Annotated in this window: 20 protein-coding genes; 8 read left to right on the top strand and 12 right to left on the bottom strand. The window is 74.3% G+C overall.

Annotation, left to right across the window (positions count from 1 at the left end; translation table 11 throughout):
• Nucleotides 1-114 precede the first annotated feature (114 nt).
• The 4 genes from ACFP3R_RS07775 to infC form a co-directional block, all read right to left on the bottom strand.
• Nucleotides 115-963: a TrmH family RNA methyltransferase gene (locus ACFP3R_RS07775; protein WP_380634248.1), complete on the bottom strand. Its 849-nt coding sequence runs from the start codon at nucleotides 961-963 to the stop codon at nucleotides 115-117.
• Nucleotides 960-1,349 (bottom strand): 50S ribosomal protein L20, encoded by a 390-nt coding sequence (rplT, locus tag ACFP3R_RS07770; RefSeq protein WP_380634198.1) that lies wholly within the window; start codon nucleotides 1,347-1,349, stop codon nucleotides 960-962. The genes ACFP3R_RS07775 and rplT overlap by 4 nt, the downstream gene beginning before the upstream one ends.
• A 63-nt stretch (nucleotides 1,350-1,412) precedes the next feature.
• On the bottom strand, nucleotides 1,413-1,607 hold the full coding sequence (gene rpmI, locus ACFP3R_RS07765) for a 50S ribosomal protein L35 (protein WP_380634196.1): 195 nt from the start codon (nucleotides 1,605-1,607) through the stop codon (nucleotides 1,413-1,415).
• Nucleotides 1,608-1,709: 102 nt separating this feature from the next.
• Entirely contained in the window at nucleotides 1,710-2,303 is a 594-nt protein-coding gene (infC, locus tag ACFP3R_RS07760; protein ID WP_380634195.1) for a translation initiation factor IF-3, read from the bottom strand.
• A 276-nt stretch (nucleotides 2,304-2,579) separates the two neighbouring features.
• On the opposite strand from infC, the gene ACFP3R_RS07755 reads away from it, so the two are divergent.
• Both ACFP3R_RS07755 and ACFP3R_RS07750 read left to right on the top strand, forming a co-directional pair.
• Nucleotides 2,580-2,921: a DUF1844 domain-containing protein gene (locus tag ACFP3R_RS07755; RefSeq protein WP_380634193.1), complete on the top strand. Its 342-nt coding sequence runs from the start codon at nucleotides 2,580-2,582 to the stop codon at nucleotides 2,919-2,921.
• A 453-nt stretch (nucleotides 2,922-3,374) separates the two neighbouring features.
• Nucleotides 3,375-4,700 carry a S8 family serine peptidase gene (locus ACFP3R_RS07750; protein WP_380634191.1) on the top strand — a complete coding sequence of 442 codons (1,326 nt, stop codon included), beginning with the start codon at nucleotides 3,375-3,377 and terminating at the stop codon, nucleotides 4,698-4,700.
• Nucleotides 4,701-4,950: 250 nt separating this feature from the next.
• Here the strand turns inward: ACFP3R_RS07750 and ACFP3R_RS07745 are convergent, their stop codons facing one another.
• Nucleotides 4,951-5,547, bottom strand: a complete 597-nt coding sequence (locus tag ACFP3R_RS07745) for a hypothetical protein (protein WP_380634189.1) — start codon at nucleotides 5,545-5,547, stop codon at nucleotides 4,951-4,953.
• Nucleotides 5,548-5,691: 144 nt separating this feature from the next.
• Between ACFP3R_RS07745 and ACFP3R_RS07740 the strand changes: the two genes are divergently transcribed.
• Nucleotides 5,692-7,977, top strand: coding sequence for an ATP-binding protein (locus ACFP3R_RS07740; RefSeq protein ID WP_380634187.1), 2,286 nt, complete (start codon nucleotides 5,692-5,694; stop codon nucleotides 7,975-7,977).
• A 154-nt stretch (nucleotides 7,978-8,131) separates the two neighbouring features.
• Complete coding sequence (locus ACFP3R_RS07735) at nucleotides 8,132-9,139, top strand: pentapeptide repeat-containing protein (RefSeq protein ID WP_380634185.1); 1,008 nt, start codon at nucleotides 8,132-8,134, stop codon at nucleotides 9,137-9,139.
• Between the two features lie 9 nt (nucleotides 9,140-9,148).
• On the opposite strand, the gene ACFP3R_RS07730 is transcribed toward ACFP3R_RS07735, so the two are convergent.
• Genes ACFP3R_RS07730 through ACFP3R_RS07720 form a run of 3 tightly spaced genes read right to left on the bottom strand, consistent with a single transcriptional unit; the run spans nucleotide 9,149 to nucleotide 11,274 of the window.
• A complete protein-coding gene (locus ACFP3R_RS07730) occupies nucleotides 9,149-9,532 on the bottom strand; it encodes a RidA family protein (RefSeq protein ID WP_380634184.1) in 384 nt (127 codons plus the stop codon).
• A 12-nt stretch (nucleotides 9,533-9,544) separates the two neighbouring features.
• On the bottom strand, nucleotides 9,545-10,294 hold the full coding sequence (locus ACFP3R_RS07725; protein WP_380634181.1) for an IclR family transcriptional regulator: 750 nt from the start codon (nucleotides 10,292-10,294) through the stop codon (nucleotides 9,545-9,547).
• The gene (locus ACFP3R_RS07720; protein ID WP_380634178.1) at nucleotides 10,291-11,274 is read right to left on the bottom strand and encodes a sugar kinase; all 984 of its coding nucleotides are present in this window, start codon (nucleotides 11,272-11,274) and stop codon (nucleotides 10,291-10,293) included. The genes ACFP3R_RS07725 and ACFP3R_RS07720 overlap by 4 nt, the downstream gene beginning before the upstream one ends.
• Before the next feature lie 127 nt (nucleotides 11,275-11,401).
• Between ACFP3R_RS07720 and ACFP3R_RS07715 the strand changes: the two genes are divergently transcribed.
• The 3 genes from ACFP3R_RS07715 to ACFP3R_RS07705 all read left to right on the top strand — a co-directional run bounded on the left by ACFP3R_RS07715 (nucleotide 11,402) and on the right by ACFP3R_RS07705 (nucleotide 15,731).
• Nucleotides 11,402-12,658, top strand: a complete 1,257-nt coding sequence (locus tag ACFP3R_RS07715) for an amino acid deaminase (protein ID WP_380634175.1) — start codon at nucleotides 11,402-11,404, stop codon at nucleotides 12,656-12,658.
• Between the two features lie 92 nt (nucleotides 12,659-12,750).
• Nucleotides 12,751-14,340: an N-acyl-D-amino-acid deacylase family protein gene (locus ACFP3R_RS07710; RefSeq protein ID WP_380634173.1), complete on the top strand. Its 1,590-nt coding sequence runs from the start codon at nucleotides 12,751-12,753 to the stop codon at nucleotides 14,338-14,340.
• Nucleotides 14,337-15,731, top strand: coding sequence for a GntP family permease (locus ACFP3R_RS07705; protein WP_380634172.1), 1,395 nt, complete (start codon nucleotides 14,337-14,339; stop codon nucleotides 15,729-15,731). Before ACFP3R_RS07710 ends, ACFP3R_RS07705 begins: the two co-directional genes overlap by 4 nt.
• 15 nt (nucleotides 15,732-15,746) lie before the next feature.
• On the opposite strand, the gene ACFP3R_RS07700 is transcribed toward ACFP3R_RS07705, so the two are convergent.
• The 4 genes from ACFP3R_RS07700 to ACFP3R_RS07685 are packed head-to-tail and all read right to left on the bottom strand — an operon-like array spanning nucleotide 15,747 to nucleotide 18,597.
• Entirely contained in the window at nucleotides 15,747-16,310 is a 564-nt protein-coding gene (locus tag ACFP3R_RS07700; RefSeq protein WP_380634169.1) for a hypothetical protein, read from the bottom strand.
• The gene (locus ACFP3R_RS07695; RefSeq protein ID WP_380634167.1) at nucleotides 16,310-17,200 is read right to left on the bottom strand and encodes a hypothetical protein; all 891 of its coding nucleotides are present in this window, start codon (nucleotides 17,198-17,200) and stop codon (nucleotides 16,310-16,312) included. The genes ACFP3R_RS07700 and ACFP3R_RS07695 overlap by 1 nt, the downstream gene beginning before the upstream one ends.
• A 9-nt stretch (nucleotides 17,201-17,209) precedes the next feature.
• Complete coding sequence (locus ACFP3R_RS07690; protein WP_380634166.1) at nucleotides 17,210-17,389, bottom strand: hypothetical protein; 180 nt, start codon at nucleotides 17,387-17,389, stop codon at nucleotides 17,210-17,212.
• Nucleotides 17,390-17,409: 20 nt separating this feature from the next.
• Nucleotides 17,410-18,597 carry an FAD-dependent oxidoreductase gene (locus ACFP3R_RS07685; protein ID WP_380634164.1) on the bottom strand — a complete coding sequence of 396 codons (1,188 nt, stop codon included), beginning with the start codon at nucleotides 18,595-18,597 and terminating at the stop codon, nucleotides 17,410-17,412.
• Nucleotides 18,598-18,673: 76 nt separating this feature from the next.
• Between ACFP3R_RS07685 and ACFP3R_RS07680 the strand changes: the two genes are divergently transcribed.
• Nucleotides 18,674-19,294, top strand: a complete 621-nt coding sequence (locus ACFP3R_RS07680) for a TetR/AcrR family transcriptional regulator (protein WP_380634161.1) — start codon at nucleotides 18,674-18,676, stop codon at nucleotides 19,292-19,294.
• Nucleotides 19,295-19,344: the final 50 nt, after the last annotated feature.

The raw sequence follows: 19,344 nt of genomic DNA, 5'->3' as shown, positions 1-19,344 counted from the left end.
ACGTTCAGGACCACCGTGTCGTACGTTCAGGACCACCGTGTCGTACGTTCAGGACCACCGTGTCGTACGTTCAGGACCACCGTGTCGTACGTTCAGGACCCCTGAGTTCTACGTTCAGGCGCGTTGGGCGCGAGCCGAGGCGTACAGGCAGACCGCCGCCGCCGTGGCGAGGTTCAGGCTCTCCGCGCCGCCGTAGATCGGGACCTTCAGCGCGGCGTCCAGGCTGTCGACCACGTCGTCGGGCAGGCCGTGGGCCTCGCTGCCGAACACCCACGCCGTGGGCGCGGCCAGGTCACCGCGCAGGTCGGCGGTCACCAGGTCCTCCGGCGCGTACCCGTCCGCTGCGACCAGGCGCAACCCGGCCCCGCGCAGGGCGGCGAAGGCTTCCCCCGCGTCCCGCGCCCGCGCGATCGGCAGGTGGAACACACTGCCCGTGGACGCGCGCACGCACTTGCCGTTGTGGGGGTCGACCGCGTCCCCCGCGAAGATCACCGCGTCGGCTCCGGCCGCGTCCGCGACGCGCACCACCGTGCCCGCGTTGCCGGGGTCCGCCACCCCGTGCAGCACCGCCACCAACCGCGCGCCGTCACCCAGCGCCACCGCCAGCGGCACGTCCACCGGCGAGCACACCGCGACGACGCCCTGCGGGGTCACCGTCTCCGACAGCGCGGCGGCCGCCCGGTCCGTCACCGCGCTCACCGGCACCCCGGCGTCGACCGCGTCCCGCACCAGCGGGGGGTTGCGCGCCGCCGCGGCGTCCGTGACGAACAACTCGTGCACCCGACCGCGCCCGGCGGCGGCCCAGGCCAGGGCCTCGCGCACCGCCTGCGCGCCCTCGGCGAGGAAGCGCTCCGCGCGGTCGCGACCGGAACGCCTGGTCAACCGCTTAGCGGCAACGACCCGGGGAGTCCGTTCGGTGAACGGAGCATCCCCGGGTCGTGGCGCGCGGTCGTTCCCGCTCAGCCCTTGTCCTCGAGCGGCGCGTTGACGTCGCTGGGCAGGGCGGCCTTGGCGGCCTCCACCAGCGCGGTGAACGCACCCGCGTCGTTGACGGCCAGGTCGGCCAGGATCTTGCGGTCCACCTCGATGCCCGCGAGGCGCAGACCCTGGATGAAGCGGTTGTAGGTCATGCCGTTGGCCCGGACACCCGCGTTGATGCGCTGGATCCACAGCTTCCGGAAGTCACCCTTGCGGGCGCGACGGTCCCGGTAGGCGTAGTTGAGCGAGTGGAGCACCTGCTCCTTGGCCTTGCGGTACAGCCTCGAACGCTGGCCGCGGTAGCCGCTGGCGAGCTCAAGGGTGGTACGGCGCTTCTTCTGGGCGTTCACGGCCCTTTTGACGCGTGCCACGGGTCCATCCTGTCGATCTCGTGGGGCCGGTCAGGCCCCGGTGTTCACGGGGGGAGGCGGGTGTCAGATGCCCAGCAGCTTCTTGATGCGCGACGCGTCGTTCTTGGCGACGTCGGTCGTCCCGGAGAGGCGGCGGGTCAGCTTGCTGGACTTCTTCTCCAGCAGGTGGCGCTTGCCGGCCTTCTCGCGGATCAGCTTGCCGCTGCCGGTGACCTTCACTCGCTTGGAGGTCCCGCTGTGGCTCTTGTTCTTGGGCATTTGTCGTCCTTGGTCTCGTGCAGCCACCGGGGTGGCGGCGGCCGTGTTTGCTCCCGGGCCCGGCGAGGGGCCCGGGAGGTCACCGGCCCGAGGGCCGGGAGGTCACTCCTCGACGGAGTCCGCCTGGGCGTCCTGCTTCACCGGGCGCGTCTTCGTGGTCTTGTGGGGGGCCAGCACCATGATCATGTTGCGGCCGTCCTGCTTCGGGTTGGACTCGACGAACCCCAGCTCCGCGACGTCTTCCGCGAGCTTCTGCAGCAGTCGGTAGCCCAGCTCCGGCCGGGACTGCTCACGGCCGCGGAACATGATGGTCACCTTGACCTTGTTCCCGTGCGACAGGAAGCGGGCCACGTGGCCCTTCTTCGTCAGGTAGTCGTGCGGGTCGATCTTCGGGCGGAGCTTCTGCTCCTTGATGACCGTCAACTGCTGGTTGCGGCGCGACTCACGGGCCTTCTGCGCGCTCTCGTACTTGTACTTGCCGTAGTCCATGAGCTTGCAAACCGGCGGCCGAGCCTGCGCGGCGACCTCGACGAGGTCGAGATCCGATTCCTGGGCGAGTCGGAGGGCGTCCTCGATGCGAACGATCCCGACCTGCTCGCCGTTCGGCCCGACCAGTCGAACCTCGGGCACGCGGATGCGGTCGTTGATGCGCGGCTCGGTGCTCACGGGAACACCTCGGTTCGAGGGACTTGTCATTCACGTCCTTTGTAACTCGTTGTGCGCCGAAGACAAGAGGCCCCACACCTGTCCCGGTGTGAGGCCCGCTTCCGACCGATCGCACAACGAAGGGCGCAGTCCACCCCTCGCAGGACCGGACCCGGCCACCTGCTCGAAGCGGCGGACGCGGGTGGGAGCGGGGCTCCACTTGCCGTCCCCACACGGGTGGGGACTGGTCGCTCGAAAGATGATAGCAGACCGTCTTGTCAACCCCCGAACCGGCGAGTCCCGCGACGGGGTTGCGAGAATGGGGCCGTGACCGACCTGCCTCCGAACACCGTCCGCGAGCTGTCCGACGTCCCCAGCGTCGAGGTGATCAGCAAGGCCGCGGTCATGCTGCTGTCCTCGGCCGCCGAGCGCCTCGGGCTGGCGGACGAGGACCCGGCGTCGAGCCCGCGCCGCGACCTCGACGAAGCCCGCCGCCTGATCACCGCCCTGGCCGGCCTGGTCACCGCGTCCGCCGAGTACCTGGGCCCGCACGCCGCGCCCCTGCGCGACGGCCTCCAGTCGGTCCAGCGGGCCTTCCGCGAGGCGTCCGCCTACCCCGACGAGCCGGGCCAGGGGCCGGGCGAGAAGTACACCGGCCCCGTCTACTGACCCTCGTCCGCACCTCGTGCCGAACCTCCCCCGCCTCACCCGATCGAGGTGCTCCGGGGAGGTTTGGCTGCCTGAACGCTGAACTCACCCGTCCTGAACGTACGACACGGTGGTCCTGAACGTACGACTCGCGCGGGGGGGCCGAAGGTGGGTGTGCGGGAAAGGTGGGGTGCGGGGCGGTGGGGTGAATAGGGTCGGGGAGTTCGCGCGAACTGCTTGGCCTTTTACCCTGCTGGAGGGAGAACGGGTTCGATGGAAGAGTTTCGCGCGCCCCGGAAACGGGTGATCGGTATCGGTGCGGCCGTGGTGACGGCCGCGGCGTTGACGCTGGTGGCGGCACCGGCGCAGGCCGCCGAAGGGGTGGTCAGGGACGCCGGCGCACCCGGTGCGGTGGCCGGTAGTTACATCGTGGTGGTAAAAGACTCCATTGGTGTTCAAGCACTCGTGGAAAAGGTGGATGCGGAAGTCACGCATCGTTATGGCGCGGCCCTGCACGGGTTCGCCGCGCGGATGAGCGAGCGGGCCGCCCGCGTGCTCGCCGCCGACCCGGCGGTCGAGTACGTCGCGCAGGACCGGGAGGTGCGGCTGCTGGCGGACCAGCCGAACCCACCCTCCTGGGGCCTGGACCGCGTCGACCAGCGCGACCTGCCGCTGAACCGGAACTACAGCTACGCCACCACGGCGGCCAACGTGCACGCCTACATCATCGACACCGGCATCCGCACCACCCACGCGGACTTCGGCGGCCGGGCCACCTTCGACGCCAACACCAGCGGCGACGGCAACAACTCCGACTGCAACGGCCACGGCACCCACGTCGCCGGCACGGTCGGCGGCAACGCCCACGGCGTCGCCAAGGCCGTCCGCCTGCACGGCGTCAAGGTGCTCAACTGCGCGGGCTCCGGCACCATCGCGGGCGTCGTGGCGGGCGTGGACTGGGTGACCGCGAACGCGCAGAAGCCCGCCGTGGCCAACATGAGCCTCGGCGGCGGCGCCAACGACGCCCTCGACGCGGCCGTGCGCAACTCCATCGCGTCCGGCGTGACCTACGCGGTCGCCTCCGGCAACTCGAACGCGAACGCGTGCTCCTTCTCCCCCGCGCGGGTGGCGGAGGCCATCACGGTCAACGCCACGGACACGGCCGACAACCGGGCGACGTTCTCCAACTGGGGGACCTGCACCGACCTGTTCGCGCCGGGCGTCGGCATCACCTCCGCGTGGCACACCGGCGACACCGCCACCAACAGCATCAGCGGCACGTCCATGGCCTCGCCGCACGCCGCGGGCGCCGCGGCGCTGCTGCTGGCCGGCAACCCCGGCGCCACCCCGCAGGCGGTGCGGGACGCGCTGGTGGGCGCCGCCACGCCGAACAAGGTGGTCAACCCGGGCACGGGTTCGGCCAACCTGCTGCTCCACACCGCCGCCGGCCCGCCCCCGCAGCCGGGCCGCGACACGCTGGCCCGCGGCGAGAGCCTCCAGATCGGCGACACCAGGGTCTCGCGGGACGGCCGGTACACGCTGGTCATGCAGGGTGACGGCAACCTGGTCCTCTACGCGGCCGGCGGCCAGGCCCTGTGGCACACCTCCACCCACGGCACCGGCGCCACCCACGCGGTGCTCCAGCAGGACGGCAACTTCGTCGTCTACACCGCCGCGGGCGTGGCGAAGTGGCACACCTCCACCCACGGCACGGCGGCCGACCGGCTGGTCGTGCAGGACGACTCCAACCTGGTCCTCTACGGGTCATCCGGACAGGTGTTCTGGCACCGGCTCGGGTGAGCGAGCGGTGGATGACGCGGCAGATGACGCGGTGGTGACGCGGTAGATGACGCGGTAGGTGGTACGGCGGGGCCGGGGTCGTTCGACGACCCCGGCCCCGCGCTCGACCGGGTGCGGACGCGGGGTGGGCAGGGCACGCGGTTGGGCAAAGCGCGCTAGGCAAAGCACGCGGTGGGCAGAGCGCGACCAGGCAGTGCGCGACCAGGCAGAGCGGGCTGGTCAGAGCGCGCTGGTCAGGCCCGCCTGCTGGTCACGGCCGGACGCCGCCCGCCCGCAGCAGGCGCGCCGCCAGGGCCTCGACGACCTCGGGGTCCCCCCGCCGCCACCCCTCCGCCGGGTCCTCCGGGAACGCCGCCAGGTCGCCGGGCGACAGGGCGTTCAACGCGCGCAGGGCCAGCAGGTCGGTCCGGCCGCGGTCGCGCAACCGGCGCAGCGCCGCCGCGTGCCGGGCGAACCGCAGCCGCAGCGGCAGCCAGGTGACCAGCAGGAACGCCACCGGCACCACGATCAGCGCGACGGTGAGCCACAGCGCCGAGGTCTCCACCGCCTCGACCTGGGTGGCGCCCGCGTCGGTCAGCGTGCCGCCCGCGTTGCGGCCCCGGTCCAGCGCCTCACCCAGCCGACCGCCGACCAGCGGCACGTCGCGCGCGTTGGCCGCGGCCTCGCCGAACGTGTCGCTCAGGTTCCGGCCCGCGTCGGCCAGGCGGTCGCCCGGCGCGCGCAGGGCTCGGACCGCGTCACCCGCCGCCAGCGCCGACACCACCCAGAACCACACCCACGCCACGGCCAGCAGGTCGGCCACCACCTGCCGCGCGAGGCGGGCGGGTCGGTCCGCGTACCACTTCATGTCGAAGTCTTATCAGTCCGACCCACCGGTCCGGCAGGTCCCCGCAGGCCCCAACCCGGAAGGACGGGCCGGCCGGTTGCCCTGGCGCGCTCGTCGGCGAGGCCACGGGACGGGTGTGGTCCGGCAGACCATTAATGTCGTGGTGTGGGGACGACGTTCGGTGACTTGCTGCGCGCGCACCGTTTGCGGGTGAAGCTGACCCAGGAGGAGTTGGCGGAGGGGTCCGGGGTCAGCGTGCGGGCGATCAGCGACATGGAGCGCGGTCGGGCGAAGGGGCCGCAGCGCCGCACGGTCGAGGCCCTGGCGGGGGTGCTGGCGCTGGCCGCACCGGAGACCCGCGAACTGCTCGACGCGGCCAAGGAGGGCCGCGTGCGCCGCCCGCCGGACGTGGCGCCGTCCGCGCTGCCGCCGGACGTCGTGGACCTGACCGGGCGCGAGGAGGAGCTGGTCGCCCTCGCCGAGGTCGCCGACCGGGCGCGCACCACGTCGCTGGTGGTGGTGCACGGCCCGCCGGGCGCGGGGAAGACGACGCTGGCCGTGCACTCGGCCTACCGGCTCGCGCCGCGCTTCGCCGACGGGTGCTTCTTCTTCAACCTGCGCGGGATGGACGTGCGGCCGCTGCACCCGTCCGAGGTGGTGCACCGGATGCTGCTCGCGCTCGGCGTGGTCGAGAAGCAGGTCCCGGGCAGCGAGGCCGAGCGGTCCGACCTGTACCGGGCGCTGATGCGCGAGCGGTCCACGCTGCTGGTGCTGGACAACGCCTCGGACGAGGCCCAGGTGCGCCCGCTGCTGGCGACCGGCCGGTCCTCGCTGGTGCTGGTGACCTCGCGGCAGGTGCTCGGCGGCCTGGAGGCGAGCAGCCGGCTCGGCCTGGACGTGCTGGACCCGGTGGCCTCGTTCCGGCTGCTCGGCTCGATCGCGGGCCAGGCGCGGGTCGGCGCGGAACCGGTGGCCGCGGCGCGGGTGGCGAAGCTGTGCGGGCACCTGCCGCTGGCGCTGCGCATCGCGGGCAACCGGCTCGCCAGCCGTCCGAAGTGGACGATCGGGCACCTGGCCGGGCAGCTGGTGGACGAGCGCCGCAGGCTGTCCGCGCTGACGGCGGGCGACCTGCGGGTGCGCACCGCGTTCGAGATGTCCTACCGGCAGCTCAGCGACAAGGCGGCGGTGCTGTTCCGCAGGCTGTCGCTGGTGCCCGGCGCGGACTTCGGGCCGGACCTGGCCGGGGTGCTGGCCGACGTGGACCGGTTCGCCGCCGAGGACACCCTGGAGGAGCTGGTCGACATGAGCCTGCTGGACACCGCCGAGGTGCCCGGCCGGTACGTGTTCCACGACCTGATCCGGGTCTTCGCCGGTGAGCGGCTGGTGGACGAGGAGGCCGCGCCGGTGGTCGGCCAGGCCCGGCGGCGGGTGGTGGACCGGCTGCTCGGCACGGCGGTCGCGGCGAGCGGGTTCTTCGGGCCGGACGCGCGGACCACGCCGGTGGGCGCGCTGCACGGCCCGGAGGACGCCGAAGCCTGGCTGACCACCGAGACCGCGAACTGGCTGGGCGCGCTGCGGTGGGCGCGGTCGGCCTCGCTGCACGAGGAGGTGCTGGAGCTGGCCACGGCCATGCACTGGTACTCCGACCAGCGCGGCCGGGCCGAGACGTGGGAGGAGGTGTTCACCGCGGGCGTGGCCGCGGCGCGGGAGCTGGGCAGCGTGCGGGACGAGGCCGTGCAGCTGAACTTCCTGACCTGGACGCTGGCCGTGCTGATGCGCCGGTACGCCGACGCGCTGGCGCTGCACGACGAGGCGTGGCGCGCCGCGGTGGCGGCGGGCGACCTGCGCGAGCAGGGCTGGGCGGTGCACTACCGGACGGTGTCGCTGCTGCGGTCCGGGCGGCTGGAGGAGGCGCGGGTCGACGCGCGGCGGGCGCAGGAGCTGTTCCGGCGGGCCGGGTACCCGCTGGGCGAGCACATCTCGCTGTCGTGCCTGGCGCTGGTGCTGCACGAGCTGGAGAACTACGAGGACGCGGTGCTGGTGCACCGCGAGCTGCTGGGCCGGGTGCGGTCGGGCGAGCTGGACCTGGCGCCCGTGATGGCGGTCGAGATGGCCGGGACGCTGCTGATCCGGCAGGCCGGCAGCCTGGTGCGGCTCAGCCGCTGGTCCGAGGTGCTGGCGGCGGCGGACGACGCGCTGGGCTCGTCGTCCGCGGCACCCACCCGGTGCGGCGCGCTCCACCTGCGCGGCCTCGCGCTGCACCGGCTCGGCGACCCCGCGGCGGCGCGGCCCGAGCTGGTGCGGGCGGTCGAGCTGGCCGAGGCCCACCACGACCACCGGCTGCCTGCGGTGCTGGACGCGCTGGCCGACGTGCTCGACGACCTGGGCGACCCGGACGCGGCCGGCGGGTTCCGCGACCGGGCCACCGAGGTGCGGTCATCCGATCGGTGATGCGTTCCTCGCCATCGCCGGGTCCTTCCGTGCCGTGCTCTCGGGGGTGCGCCAAGTCAACCCCCGGCCGGCGCCCCGGCGCCACGCAGAACGACCGGCAGAAGTACGTGATGTCGCCCATTCGGGACAGCGGGGGTGCCGGCACCCTGCTCACGTGACGAAACCGGACTGGTCACCCAGGGCTCGGCGCAGGGCGCGGATCTCCCGGCGCAGGCGCGTCGCGCGCGTGGGGCTGCTGACGCTGGCCACCGCGACGTCGGTCGTCGCGGTGGTGCCGGTCCTGGTGGCCGCGCTGGCGCTGCTGACCGCGGACCTGACCCGCTTCCTGGCCCCGAGCCCGTGGTTCGGCCGGAACGTCGCGGTGGCCGCCGCGTGGTGCGCGGTCGCGGCCGGGCCGCTGTGGTTGGCGTCGCGGCGCTTCCGGGAGCGCCCGCGCGACCGGCCGGCGGGGTGGGGGGCCCTGTCGACGGCCGAGCGGACCTCGCTGGCCGCCTCGCTGGCCACGGTGGTGGCGCTGGTGTTCGCCGGGATGTCGCTCCAGGTGACCCGGGACCAGGTGGAGCTGACCGCGCGGGGGCAGCTGGGCGACCGGTACGCCGAGGCGGTCCGGTCGCTGGCCTCGGACCGGGCCGAGGTGCGCATCAGCGGCGCGCTGTCGCTGGAGCGGATCGCGCTGGACCCCGCCGAGGCCGACCACGCGTTCGACCTGCTCGCGGTGTTCCTGCGGACGCGGGCGGCGCGGCCCGCGAGCGGCCCGTGCGACCCGGCGGTCGACCCGGTCGGCGAGACGGGGGTGATCGCGGGGGTGCTCGCCCGGATGAGCAAGCGGCACGGGAGCGGCGACGCCGACCTGCGGGGCACCTGCCTGCGCACCACCGGGTGGGAGGGGGCCGACCTGGACGGCGCCGACCTCCGCGAGGCCGACCTGAGCGAGGCGGACCTCGGCGGCGCCCGGCTCGTCGGCGCGCGGCTGGCCGAGGCGAGCCTCGCGGGCGCGGACCTGGCGGGGGCGGACCTGAGCGGGGCGAGCCTCGCGGGCGCCGACCTGACCGGGGCCGACCTGCGGCACACCGACCTGACCGGCGCGGTGCTCACCGGGGCGGACCTGAGCGGGGCGAACGTGCAGCACGCGAAGCTGCCGCCGAACGCCCCGCCCCACTGACCGCGGCCGCTACCCGACCACGGCCAGGGCGTCGATCTCCACCAGCAACCCCTCCGGCAGCCCCACGTACACCGTGGTGCGCGCCGGGAACGGCTGCTCGGTCACGAACTTCCCGTACGCCTCGTTCATCTCGGCGAAGTGGGCGGTGTCGGTCAGGTAGACGCGCAGCATCACCACGTCCGCGAGCGAGGCGCCGCCCGCCTCCAGCACGGCGACCACGTTGCGCAGCGCCTGCCCGGTCTGCTCGGCCACGGTCGTGCCGACGACCGACCCGTCGGCCGGGTCGAACGCGACCTGCCCGGCCACCTGGAGGATGCCGCCCTTGCGGACGCCCTGGGAGAAGGCGGCCACCGGGGTGGGCGCGGAGTCGGTTCGGATTTCGACCTTGGACATGCGTTTCCTCTCTCAGTCGCGCGGCGACCAGCCGCACTCGACGGACGCCGCCCGCGCGGTCGCGAGCAGGTCGGGCAGGTGGCCCAGCAGGCCGTCGAAGTCCAGCAGCACCTTGGGCACGGACATCGACACGGCCGCGACGACCTCGCCGCGCGGGCCGCGCACGGGGGCGGCGACGCAGTGGATGAAGTCCTCGTGCTCGGCGTTGTCCACGGCGTAGCCGGCGGCGCGCACGCGCTCCAGCTCGGCCAGGTAGGCGGCCGGGGTGGTGATGGTGTTCGCGGTCAGCGGCACGTAGTCGATGCCGTCGGCGACCTCGCGGCGGCGCGGCTCGGGCAGGTCGGACAGCAGCACCTTGGCCACGGCGGTGCAGTGCAGCGGCGCGCGGCGGCCGATGCGGGAGTACATGCGCATCGGGTGGGTGCTGTCGTACTTGTCGATGTAGATGACCTCACCGTCCTCGTAGGACGCGAGGTGGACGGTGTAGCCGGTGCGGGCGTTCAGCTCGCGCAGGGCGGGCTCGGCGCTGCGGCGCACGTCCCGCTCCTCCAGCGCCAGGTGCGCCAGGTCGAACAGCGCGGTGCCCAGCCGGTAGTGGTGCACGCCCTCGCGCTGCACGAACCGGTGGGACTCCAGCGTGCGCAGCAGCCTCAGGGCCGTCGACTTGTGGACCCCGACGACGCCGGCCAGCTCCTCCAGCGTCTTCGGCCCGGTCGCCAGGTGGCCGACCAGGGTCAGCGCCCGGCTCAGGCTCTGGCTCATCCACGTCTCCTCAGGTGTGCGGCGGCCCAGGTGGGCGCGTCCGCGTCCAGCAGCGGCGCGGTGACGCTCGCCGGGAGCGGTTCGCCGACGTCCTCCCTGGTCAGCAGGGCGGCGGCGGCCTGGAGGTGCCCGGCGCGCAACCGGCGCGCGGGCTCGTCGCCGGCCAGGTGCGCGGCGAGGTAGCCGGCCGCGAACGCGTCGCCCGCGCCGACCGGCTCGACCACGTCCACCCGCAGCCCCTCCTGGAACGTCGTCGCGCCGCCCTCCACCGCGGTGGCGCCCCGCGCGCCGTGCTTGACCACCAGGGTGGCCGGGTCCGGCAGCAGCTCGCGCAGCCCGTCCGGGTCGCCGGTGCCCCACACGGCCTGCGCCTCGTCGGACCCGACCAGCACGACGTCGGCCGCGTTGGCCAGCTCGCGCAGCACGGAGGGGTCCCGGTCGCGCCACAGCGCGGGTCGCCAGTTCAGGTCGAACGACACCGGCGCCGCCCGGGGCCGCGCCAGCACCGCGCGCAGCAGCGCCAGGCAGCTGTCGGACAGCGCCGCGGTGATCCCGGTGACGTGCACCAGCGCCACCCCGGCCAGGTCCAGCCGGTCGAGCACCTCCGGTCCCATCGCGGAGGCCGCCGAACCGCGCCGGTAGTAGCGCACGGGGCTGCCCGTCGCGTCGGCCTCCTTGACGTACAGGCCGGTCGGCCGCTCGGGGTCGACCCGCACGGCGCTCACGTCCACGCCCGCGCCGCCCACCGCGTCGAGCACCGCGCCGCCGAACGCGTCGTCGCCGACCGCGCCGACCCACCGGCTGCGCACGCCGAGCCGGGCGAGGTGGACGGCCACGTTGGACTCGGCGCCGCCGATCGCCCGCAGCCAGGTGCCCACCGCGCGCACCGGACCGGGTTCGGCGGGCACCAGCACCGCCATGGTCTCGCCGAGGCACACCACGCCACCCGGACGGTCGACCCCCGGTAGCTCGAACCGCATCGGCGCTCCTCCTGGAAAAAGGTCTGACGGTCACGCTCGATTGACGGGGCGGCGAGCGAATGTTACACACTTTGACATCACATCGCGCAATAGCCGTTGCGAAATATGCAACGTGAGGAGCGAGCACGTGGACCTCGACGCTGTCGCCGCCATCCGCCGGGACCGGGTGGACTGGCGGTTCAAGGGCCTGCCCGCCGACGTGTTCGGCGCGACGGTCGGGGAGGTGGCCGACCGCCGCCTCGACCTGTTCGCCGACGGGTTCGTCGGACCGCTGGTGGTGCTGGACGCCGCGGCGCTGGAGCACAACCTGGGCACCATGGCGCGCTGGTGCGCCGACCGCGGCGTGCTGCTCGCGCCGCACGGCAAGACCACCATGGCCCCGCAGCTGTTCGCGCGCCAGCTGGCGCGCGGCGCGTGGGGCATCACCGCGGCCAACACCAGCCAGCTGCGCGTCTACCGGGCGTTCGGCGTGCGGCGGGTGCTGCTGGCCAACCAGCTGGTCGACCCGGCCGGGCTGCGGTGGCTGGCGCGCGAGCTGGCCGCGGACCCGGACTTCGAGTTCGCCTGCTGGGCGGACTCCACCGCGGCGGTCGAGCGGATGACCGAGGCGCTGGGCACGCCGGAGCGGCCGGTGGACGTGCTGGTCGAGCTGGGCGCGCCGGGCGGCCGGACCGGCGCCCGCGACCAGGCCACTGCGGTGGCCGTCGCCCGCGCGGTGCGGGCGAGCCCGGCGCTGCGGCTGGCCGGCGTCGGCGGGTACGAGGGCGCGCTGGCGCACGACGCCACGGTGGAGTCGCTGTCCGTCGTGGACCTGTACCTGGACGACCTGCGCGCGCTCGCGGTCGGGATCGCCGACCTGTTCGAGGTGGACGAACCGATCGTCACCGCGGGTGGCAGCGCGTACTTCGACCAAGTGGCCGCGAAGATCACCCGGGAGTGGCCCTTCCCGGTGCGGCCGGTGCTGCGCAGCGGCGCGTACGTCACCCACGACGACGGCTTCTACCGCGGCATCTCGCCGCTGGGCCGCACCCCCGGCGCGGAGCCGTTCCGCAGCGCGCTGCGGGCGTGGGCCCAGGTCACCTCGCGGCCGCAGGACGACCTGGCGCTGCTGACGCTGGGCAAGCGCGACGCGTCGTTCGACGAGGGCCTGCCCGAGCCGCAGGTGGTGCGCGGCCGCGACGGCGTGGAGCGGCCGCTCGACGCCGAGGTCACCGCGCTCAACGACCAGCACGCGTTCCTCGCCCTGCCCCCCGGCTCCGAGGTCGCGGTGGGCGACTGGGTCGGCCTGGGCCTGTCCCACCCGTGCACGGTGTTCGACAAGTGGCAGCTCATCCCGGTGGTCGAGGGCACCACCGTGGTGGACCTGGTGCGCACCTACTTCTGACCACCCGGACTTCTGGGCACCCGGACTTCCGGGCACCCGGACTTCTGGGCACCCGACTTCCGAGCACCCGGACTCCGGGGAGAGGCGGCGACGTGGACATCGTCTTCAGGGGCGCGCGGGTCGTGGACGGCACCGGCGCGCCCGGGTACCCGGCCGACGTGGGCGTGCGCGACGGGCGGATCGCCGAGATCGGCGCGGACCTGGGCGGGAAGCGGGTGGTCGAGGCCGACGGCCGCGTGCTCGCGCCCGGGTTCATCGACATGCACTCGCACTCCGACCTCCAGGTGCTGGCCGACCCCGCGCACCTGGCCAAGGTCTCCCAGGGCGTGACCACGGAGGTGCTGGGCCAGGACGGGCTGTCCTACGCGCCCGTCGACGACGACGTGCTGGCCGCGATGCGCGCCCAGCTGGCCGGGTGGAACGACGACCCGGCCGGGTTCGACTGGAACTGGCGCTCGGTGGGCGAGTACCTCGACCGCCTGGACCGGGGCATCGCGGTCAACGCCGCCTACCTCGTGCCCCAGGGCACGCTGCGGGTGCTGTGCGTGGGCTACGAGGACCGGCCCGCCACGCCCGCCGAGCTGGACCGGATGCGCGAGGTGCTGGCGACGTCGCTGCGCGAGGGCGCGGTGGGCCTGTCCTCCGGCCTGACCTACACCCCCGGCATGTACGCCGACACCGCGGAGCTGACCGAGCTGTGCCGGGTGGTCGGCGAACTGGGCGGCTACTACTGCCCGCACCACCGCAGCTACGGCGCGGGCGCGCTGGAGGCGTACGCGGAGATGGTGCGCGTGTCCCGCGACTCCGGCTGCCCGCTGCACCTGGCCCACGCCACGATGAACTTCGAGGTCAACCGGGGCCGGGCGGGCGAGCTGCTGGCGCTGCTGGACGACGCGGCCGCGGCCGGCGCGGACATCACCCTGGACACCTACCCGTACCTGCCCGGCGCCACCTACCTGTCCGCGCTGCTGCCCAGCTGGGCCGGCGAGGGCGGCCCGGACGCCACGCTGGGCCGCCTGACCGACCCGGCGGCCAGGGAGCGGATCCGCGCGGAGATCGAGGAGACCGGCTCCGACGGCTGCCACGGCGTGCCGGTGGACTGGGCGACCATCGAGGTCAACGGCGTGCGGCGGGAGGAGAACGCGCACCTGGTCGGCCTGTCCGTGGCCGAGGCCGCCCGCCGCGCCGGCCGGCCGCCCGCCGAGCTGTACTTCGACGTGTTGGTCTCCGAGCGCCTGGGTACCTCGTGCCTCATGCACGTCGGCCACGAGGACAACGTCCGGGCGATCATGCGGCACCCCGGGCACACCGGCGGCAGCGACGGGCTGCTGGTCGGGGACCGCCCGCACCCGCGCGCCTGGGGCACCTTCCCCCGCTACCTCGGCCACTACGTGCGCGAGCTGGGCGTGCTGGGCCTGGAGGAGTGCGTGCACCACCTGACCGGGCGGGCCGCGCGCCGGCTGCGGCTGGCCGACCGGGGCCTGGTGCGCGAGGGGTACGCCGCCGACCTCGTGCTGTTCGACCCGGGGACCGTCGCCGACACGGCCACCTTCGACGAGCCCCGGCAGGTCGCCGCGGGCATCACCCACGTCGTCGTCAACGGGGTCCCCGTGGTCGACGAGGGCGGGCGGACCGACGCCCTGCCCGGCAGGTCACTGCGAAACCCCCGGAGCGGCGCATGATCGACTGGTTGCAGCACTCGACGGGAGGGCTGCTGACGCTGTCCGCGCTCAGCATCGCCCTCCTGCTGGCGATGATCATCAGGTGGAAGGTCGAGCCCTTCATCGCCCTGATCATCGTCGGCCTGCTGGTGGCGCTGGCCGCCGGCGTGCCGGTGGAGACCCTGGTGGGCTCGGCGCAGAAGGCGTCGGAATCCCTGCTGGAGAAGGGTTTCGGCGGCATCCTCGGGCACGTCGCGGCGATCATCGGCCTCGGCACGCTGCTGGGCGCGGTGCTGGAGGCGTCCGGCGGGGCCGAGGTGCTGACCCGGTCGTTGCTGCGCGCGTTCGGCGAGAAGCGGGCGCCGCTGGCGATGGGCCTGGCCGGCCTGATCTTCGGCGTGCCGGTGTTCTTCGACATCGGCATCTTCGTGCTCGCGCCGCTGGTGTACGTGGCCGCCAAGCGCAGCGGCCGGTCCATCGTGCTCTACGCGATGCCGCTGCTGGCCGGCCTGTCGGTGATGCACGCGTTCATGCCGCCGCACCCCGGGCCGGTCGCCGCGGCGGGCCTGCTGGGCGTCGAGCTGGGCTGGATCATCGTCATGGCGCTGGCCGTGGCCATCCCGTCGTGGTTCGTGGGCGGCGTGCTGTTCTCCTCGTGGGCGGGCAAGCGGCTGGACGTGCCGGTGCCGGAGGAGATGCTGGCCGCGGCCGAGAAGGCGCGTGGCGACCAGGCCAAGGGCGAGCCGCCGCTGGGGCTGGTGCTGGGCATCATCGCGGTGCCGCTGGTGCTGATCCTGGCGGGCACGTTCGGCAGCATCCTGCTGGAGCGCGGTTCCCTGCCCTACGGCGTGCTGACGTTCTTCGGCACGCCCGCCGTGGCGCTGACCATCGCGGTGCTGCTGGCGTTCTGGCTGCTCGGCTTCCGCCGGGGCATGACGCGCGAGCAGGTCACCGAGCTGTCCGGCGCGTCGCTGCGACCGGTGGCGATGATCCTGCTGGTGGTCGGCGCGGGCGGGTTCTTCGGCGCGGTGCTCGCCGCCACCGGCGTGGGCAAGGTGCTCGCCACCTCGCTGTCCGACCTGGGGCTGCCGATGATCGCGCTGGCGTACGTGATCAGCTGCGGCCTGCGGATCGCGCAGGGCTCCGCGACCGTGGCGATCGTGACCACGACCGGCATCGTGGCGCCCGTGCTGGAGGGGCTGGACTACTCGCAGCCGCAGCTGGCGCTGGTGGTCATGGCCATCGCGTCGGGCTCGATCATCGCCTCCCACGTCAACGACGGCGGGTTCTGGATCGTGTCCCGGTACTTCGGCCTGTCGGTGAAGGAGACCCTCCAGACGTGGACCGTGCTGGAGACGATCCTGTCGGTGGTGGGCTTCGTGGTGGCCGCGCTGCTGAGCCTCGTGGTCTAGCTGGCCGTCAGGCCGTCAGCACGAGGGCAGGCCGAACAGCTCGCCGTGCACGAGGCTGAACGCGCTGAGCCCGCCGGGCCGGTCGGCCGTGCCGCGCGCGAACACCACGCCCGCGCCGCGCGGCTGGCAGTAGACCAGGCCGCCCTGGTCCAGCCGGCCGGGCAGCTCCAGGGTCACCGCGAGCACGGCGAGCCGCGCGCCGTCGGGGTCCTCGGTCCGCCACCGGGTCGTGACCTCGGCGGCGGACCGCTCCACGGGGTGGTCCGGGTAGGTCTCGTAAGGCGAGACCATGTGCTCCGCGAGCGCGCCGTAACTGCGGTCGCAGGCGGCCCGGTGGGCGCCGCGGACGTGCGCCAGCCAGGCCGGCGGCAGCGGGCTGCCGTAGGCGTCGACCTCGGCGACCTCGCCGCAGGTGTCCGCCACCGGGACGGCCGGCGCGGTCGTGGCCGGTGTGGTCGTGGTCGTGCCCGGTGGGGCCGCGGCGGGGCGCTCGGCGCGCAGCAGGAGCGCCACGCCGATGGCCACCAGGGACAGGGCGCACACGAACACCAGCGCGGTGTTCACCGCTCTCCTGGTCATCAGCAGACGACCTCCCCCGACACCGAGCACCGCACCGAGTTGGCCCCGCCGACCACCCGGAACGGCCTGCCGTTGTCGTCCACGACGAGTTCGCCGGTCCGGTCGCCCGAGGACCAGTGGAACTCCAGCACCCAGGAGCAGTCGCACGCCGCGGTGCGGCCCCGCACGAGGAAGCTCTCGCTGTCCATCGCGGAGACCTCGTACGGGAAGGCGACCGGCTCGACCCGCCACCCGCCGCTGCGGGCGGCCTCGACCACCTGCGGGCTGAGCGGCTCCCCGACCGGGACCGGGCGCTCCGCGTCCAGGTCGATGTCGAGGACGCGGTAGACGCCGGGGTCGCCGCACCGCGTGTTGAGCACCGTCCCGGCCGGCGCGGGCACGCGCGCCACGAACCGCACCCGCGCGTCCGTGATCTGGACGGCGCGCTCCCGGTCCAGGCCCTGGAGGGTGACCAGGTACTCGCCCTCGTCCGCGAACGCGCCGTCCTCGATCCCGGGTTTGCGGTCCCAGTCCTGGGAGTGGTTGAACGACGGCCCCGACGGCACCTCGGCGGGCGCCCTGGTGGTGAACCAGTCGGACAGGCAGTCGTGGGTCTGCGCCCGCACCGCCACCACCAGCGGGGTCCCGGTGGTGGTGGCGGGCGCGCTCGTCGGCGAGGCCGCCGGGGGCGGGTCGGGATCGTCCCGCACCACCGCCACCAGGACCACGACCAGCGCCACGGCCACGACCGCCAGGCTCAGGGTGACCACGTGCCGGCCGACGCCGTGGTGGTGCACACCGCCCCGCACGGAACCGGCCATCAGCGCGAAGTCCGAGACGCCGCGGTGCTCGTTGTGCACCGGCCCGGGGTCCGGTCGGGGGCGGTCGTCCGGTGGTAAGTCGTCCTCCACGGCGGCAACCTAGCAGCCCCGCGCGGGCCGGTCTCGACCCCCGGCGGAGCCGCCGTCCGGCGCGGCGGCGAACCACGTGCCGCCCGTGCCCTGACCGCCGGCCTGGCCGGGCGCGATGTCCCCGGCGGGGCGGTGGACCGGCCGGCCCGCGACGGTGATCCGCCCCGTGTCGTCCGCGCGGACGAGCACGGACCGGGGCCGGGGGCGGTTCAGGAGGATCTCCGGTCCGCGCCGCGCTCGCGGAAGGCGGCCCGCTTGAGCGGCGGCACCGCCTCGAACACCCGCAGCGCGGTGCGGAAGGCGGCCTTCCCCGCCGCGTTGCCGGACACGAACTGCCGCGCGCCGCGCAGCGACGCCCCCACCGCGGCGAAGCCGTACCGGCGCATCCGCCGCTCGTAGTCGGCGATGGCCGCGAGCGGCTCCCGCTCGACCAGGTTCCGGCACAGCACCGCGGCGTCGCGCAGCGCCGTGTTCGCCCCGACCCCGCGCATCGGCGTCATGCTGTGGATCGCGTCGCCGAGCAGCGTGACCCGGCTCGGCTCCCACGCCGGGACGGGCACGGACGTGCGGATCGGCCACCGCGACACGGTGTCGTGCGGCGTCTCCCCCACCAGGCGCACCAGGTCGGGGTGCCAGTGGTGGACCCGGTCGGCCACCGCCCGCCGCGGCCCGTCCGCGCCGATCTCCAGGTCGCGCGCGGCGTAGGCCCACATGAGGTAGCCGTCCCGGTCCAGTTCGTGCGGCGCCAGGAACATCCCGGCCGCGGCGCGCGGGACCACCGCGGTGGCGTGCGCCAGGAGCTCGGGCGGCAGCCAGGCGCGGGTGCCCGGCGTCAGCGGCAGGCGCCCGGCGACGGCGGTGATGCCGGTGTCGACCCGCCGGGCGTGCGGCAGGAGCTGGGCGCGCACCGCCGAACCGGCCCCGTCCGCGCCCACCAGCACGTCGCACCGGGTGGACGTGCCGTCGGCGAAGTGGGCGGTGGTCCGGCCGCCCTCGTGCTCGTAGCGGGTGAACCGGCGGCCGAACCGCACCGCGTCGCCCAGGCCGTCGAGCAGGACCTCGCGCAGGGTGACCCGGCTGACCGAGTGGTGCGCGCGCTCGGGCTCGGCGTCCGGGTCGTCGAGGACGAGCAGCCGCCGCAGCCGCTCGTCGCGGAACCCGAACCCGCCGCCGCCCCGGCCGGTGGTGGCGGCGAACCGCTCCCACGCCGCCGGCGGCAGGCACTCGTGCAGCGCCCGCGCGCCGACCGGGTCGATGTGCAGCCGGTAGCCCTGGAGCCGGTCGGTCGGTGTCGCGTCCCGCTCGTGCACGGACACCTCCACCCCGTGCCGGCGCAACCCCTGCGCCAGGCACAACCCGCCGATCCCGCCACCGACCACCGCCACGTGAACACCCATGGGGAGCACTATCATCCGTTTGGATGATTAAGTCAAACAGAAAGGTGACAGTGCCCGGTCGGCTACTTTGGTGCCCGTGCCGCGCCGATCACCCGACCCCGCCGACCGCAAGCGCGATCCCGAGCGCACCCGGGCGCGAATCCTGGAGGCGGCGGTGGCCGAGTTCGGCGCCAAGGGCTACGCGGCGGCCCGCGTCAGCGGCATCGCGGACCGCGCGGGCGTGAACAAGCAGCTGATCTCGTACTACTTCGGCGGCAAGGAAGGGCTCTACCGCGAGCTGGCCGACCGGTGGCGGCAGGAGGGCGGGCAGCTCGCGGAGGGCCCGCTGGCGGAGGTCGTGCGCGGATTCGTGCTGTCCACGCGGGACCGGCGCGACTGGGCCCGACTGATGGTGTGGGAGAACGTGTCGGGCGACGACGGCACGCCGGACGACGACGGCGACACCGGGTTCCTGCGGGCCCAGGTCGACGCGCTGCGGGCGCGCCAGGAGGCCGGCGAGGTGCCCGACGACCTGGACCCGGCGCACCTGCTGCTGGTCCTGGTGGCGGCGGCTTCCGCGCCGTTGTCCATGCCGAAGGTGGCTCGGCGGATCACCGGGGAGGACCCCGGGTCGGCGGAGTTCACCGAGCGCTACGCGGAGCAGTTGGCCCGGCTGGTGGAGCGGCTGGTGCCACCGGTTCCACCCGACCCGGCCTAGCTCGGGCCGGCCTGGCTCTGGCCGGCCCCGGCCCTGGCTCGGCTCAGCTC

Origin of the sequence: Saccharothrix lopnurensis (genome assembly GCF_042658445.1) — a bacterium.
GTDB lineage: Bacteria > Actinomycetota > Actinomycetes > Mycobacteriales > Pseudonocardiaceae > Actinosynnema > Actinosynnema lopnurensis.
The sequence above is the reverse complement of the archived record's forward strand: the minus strand, read 5'-3'. Positions and strand labels throughout refer to the sequence as shown.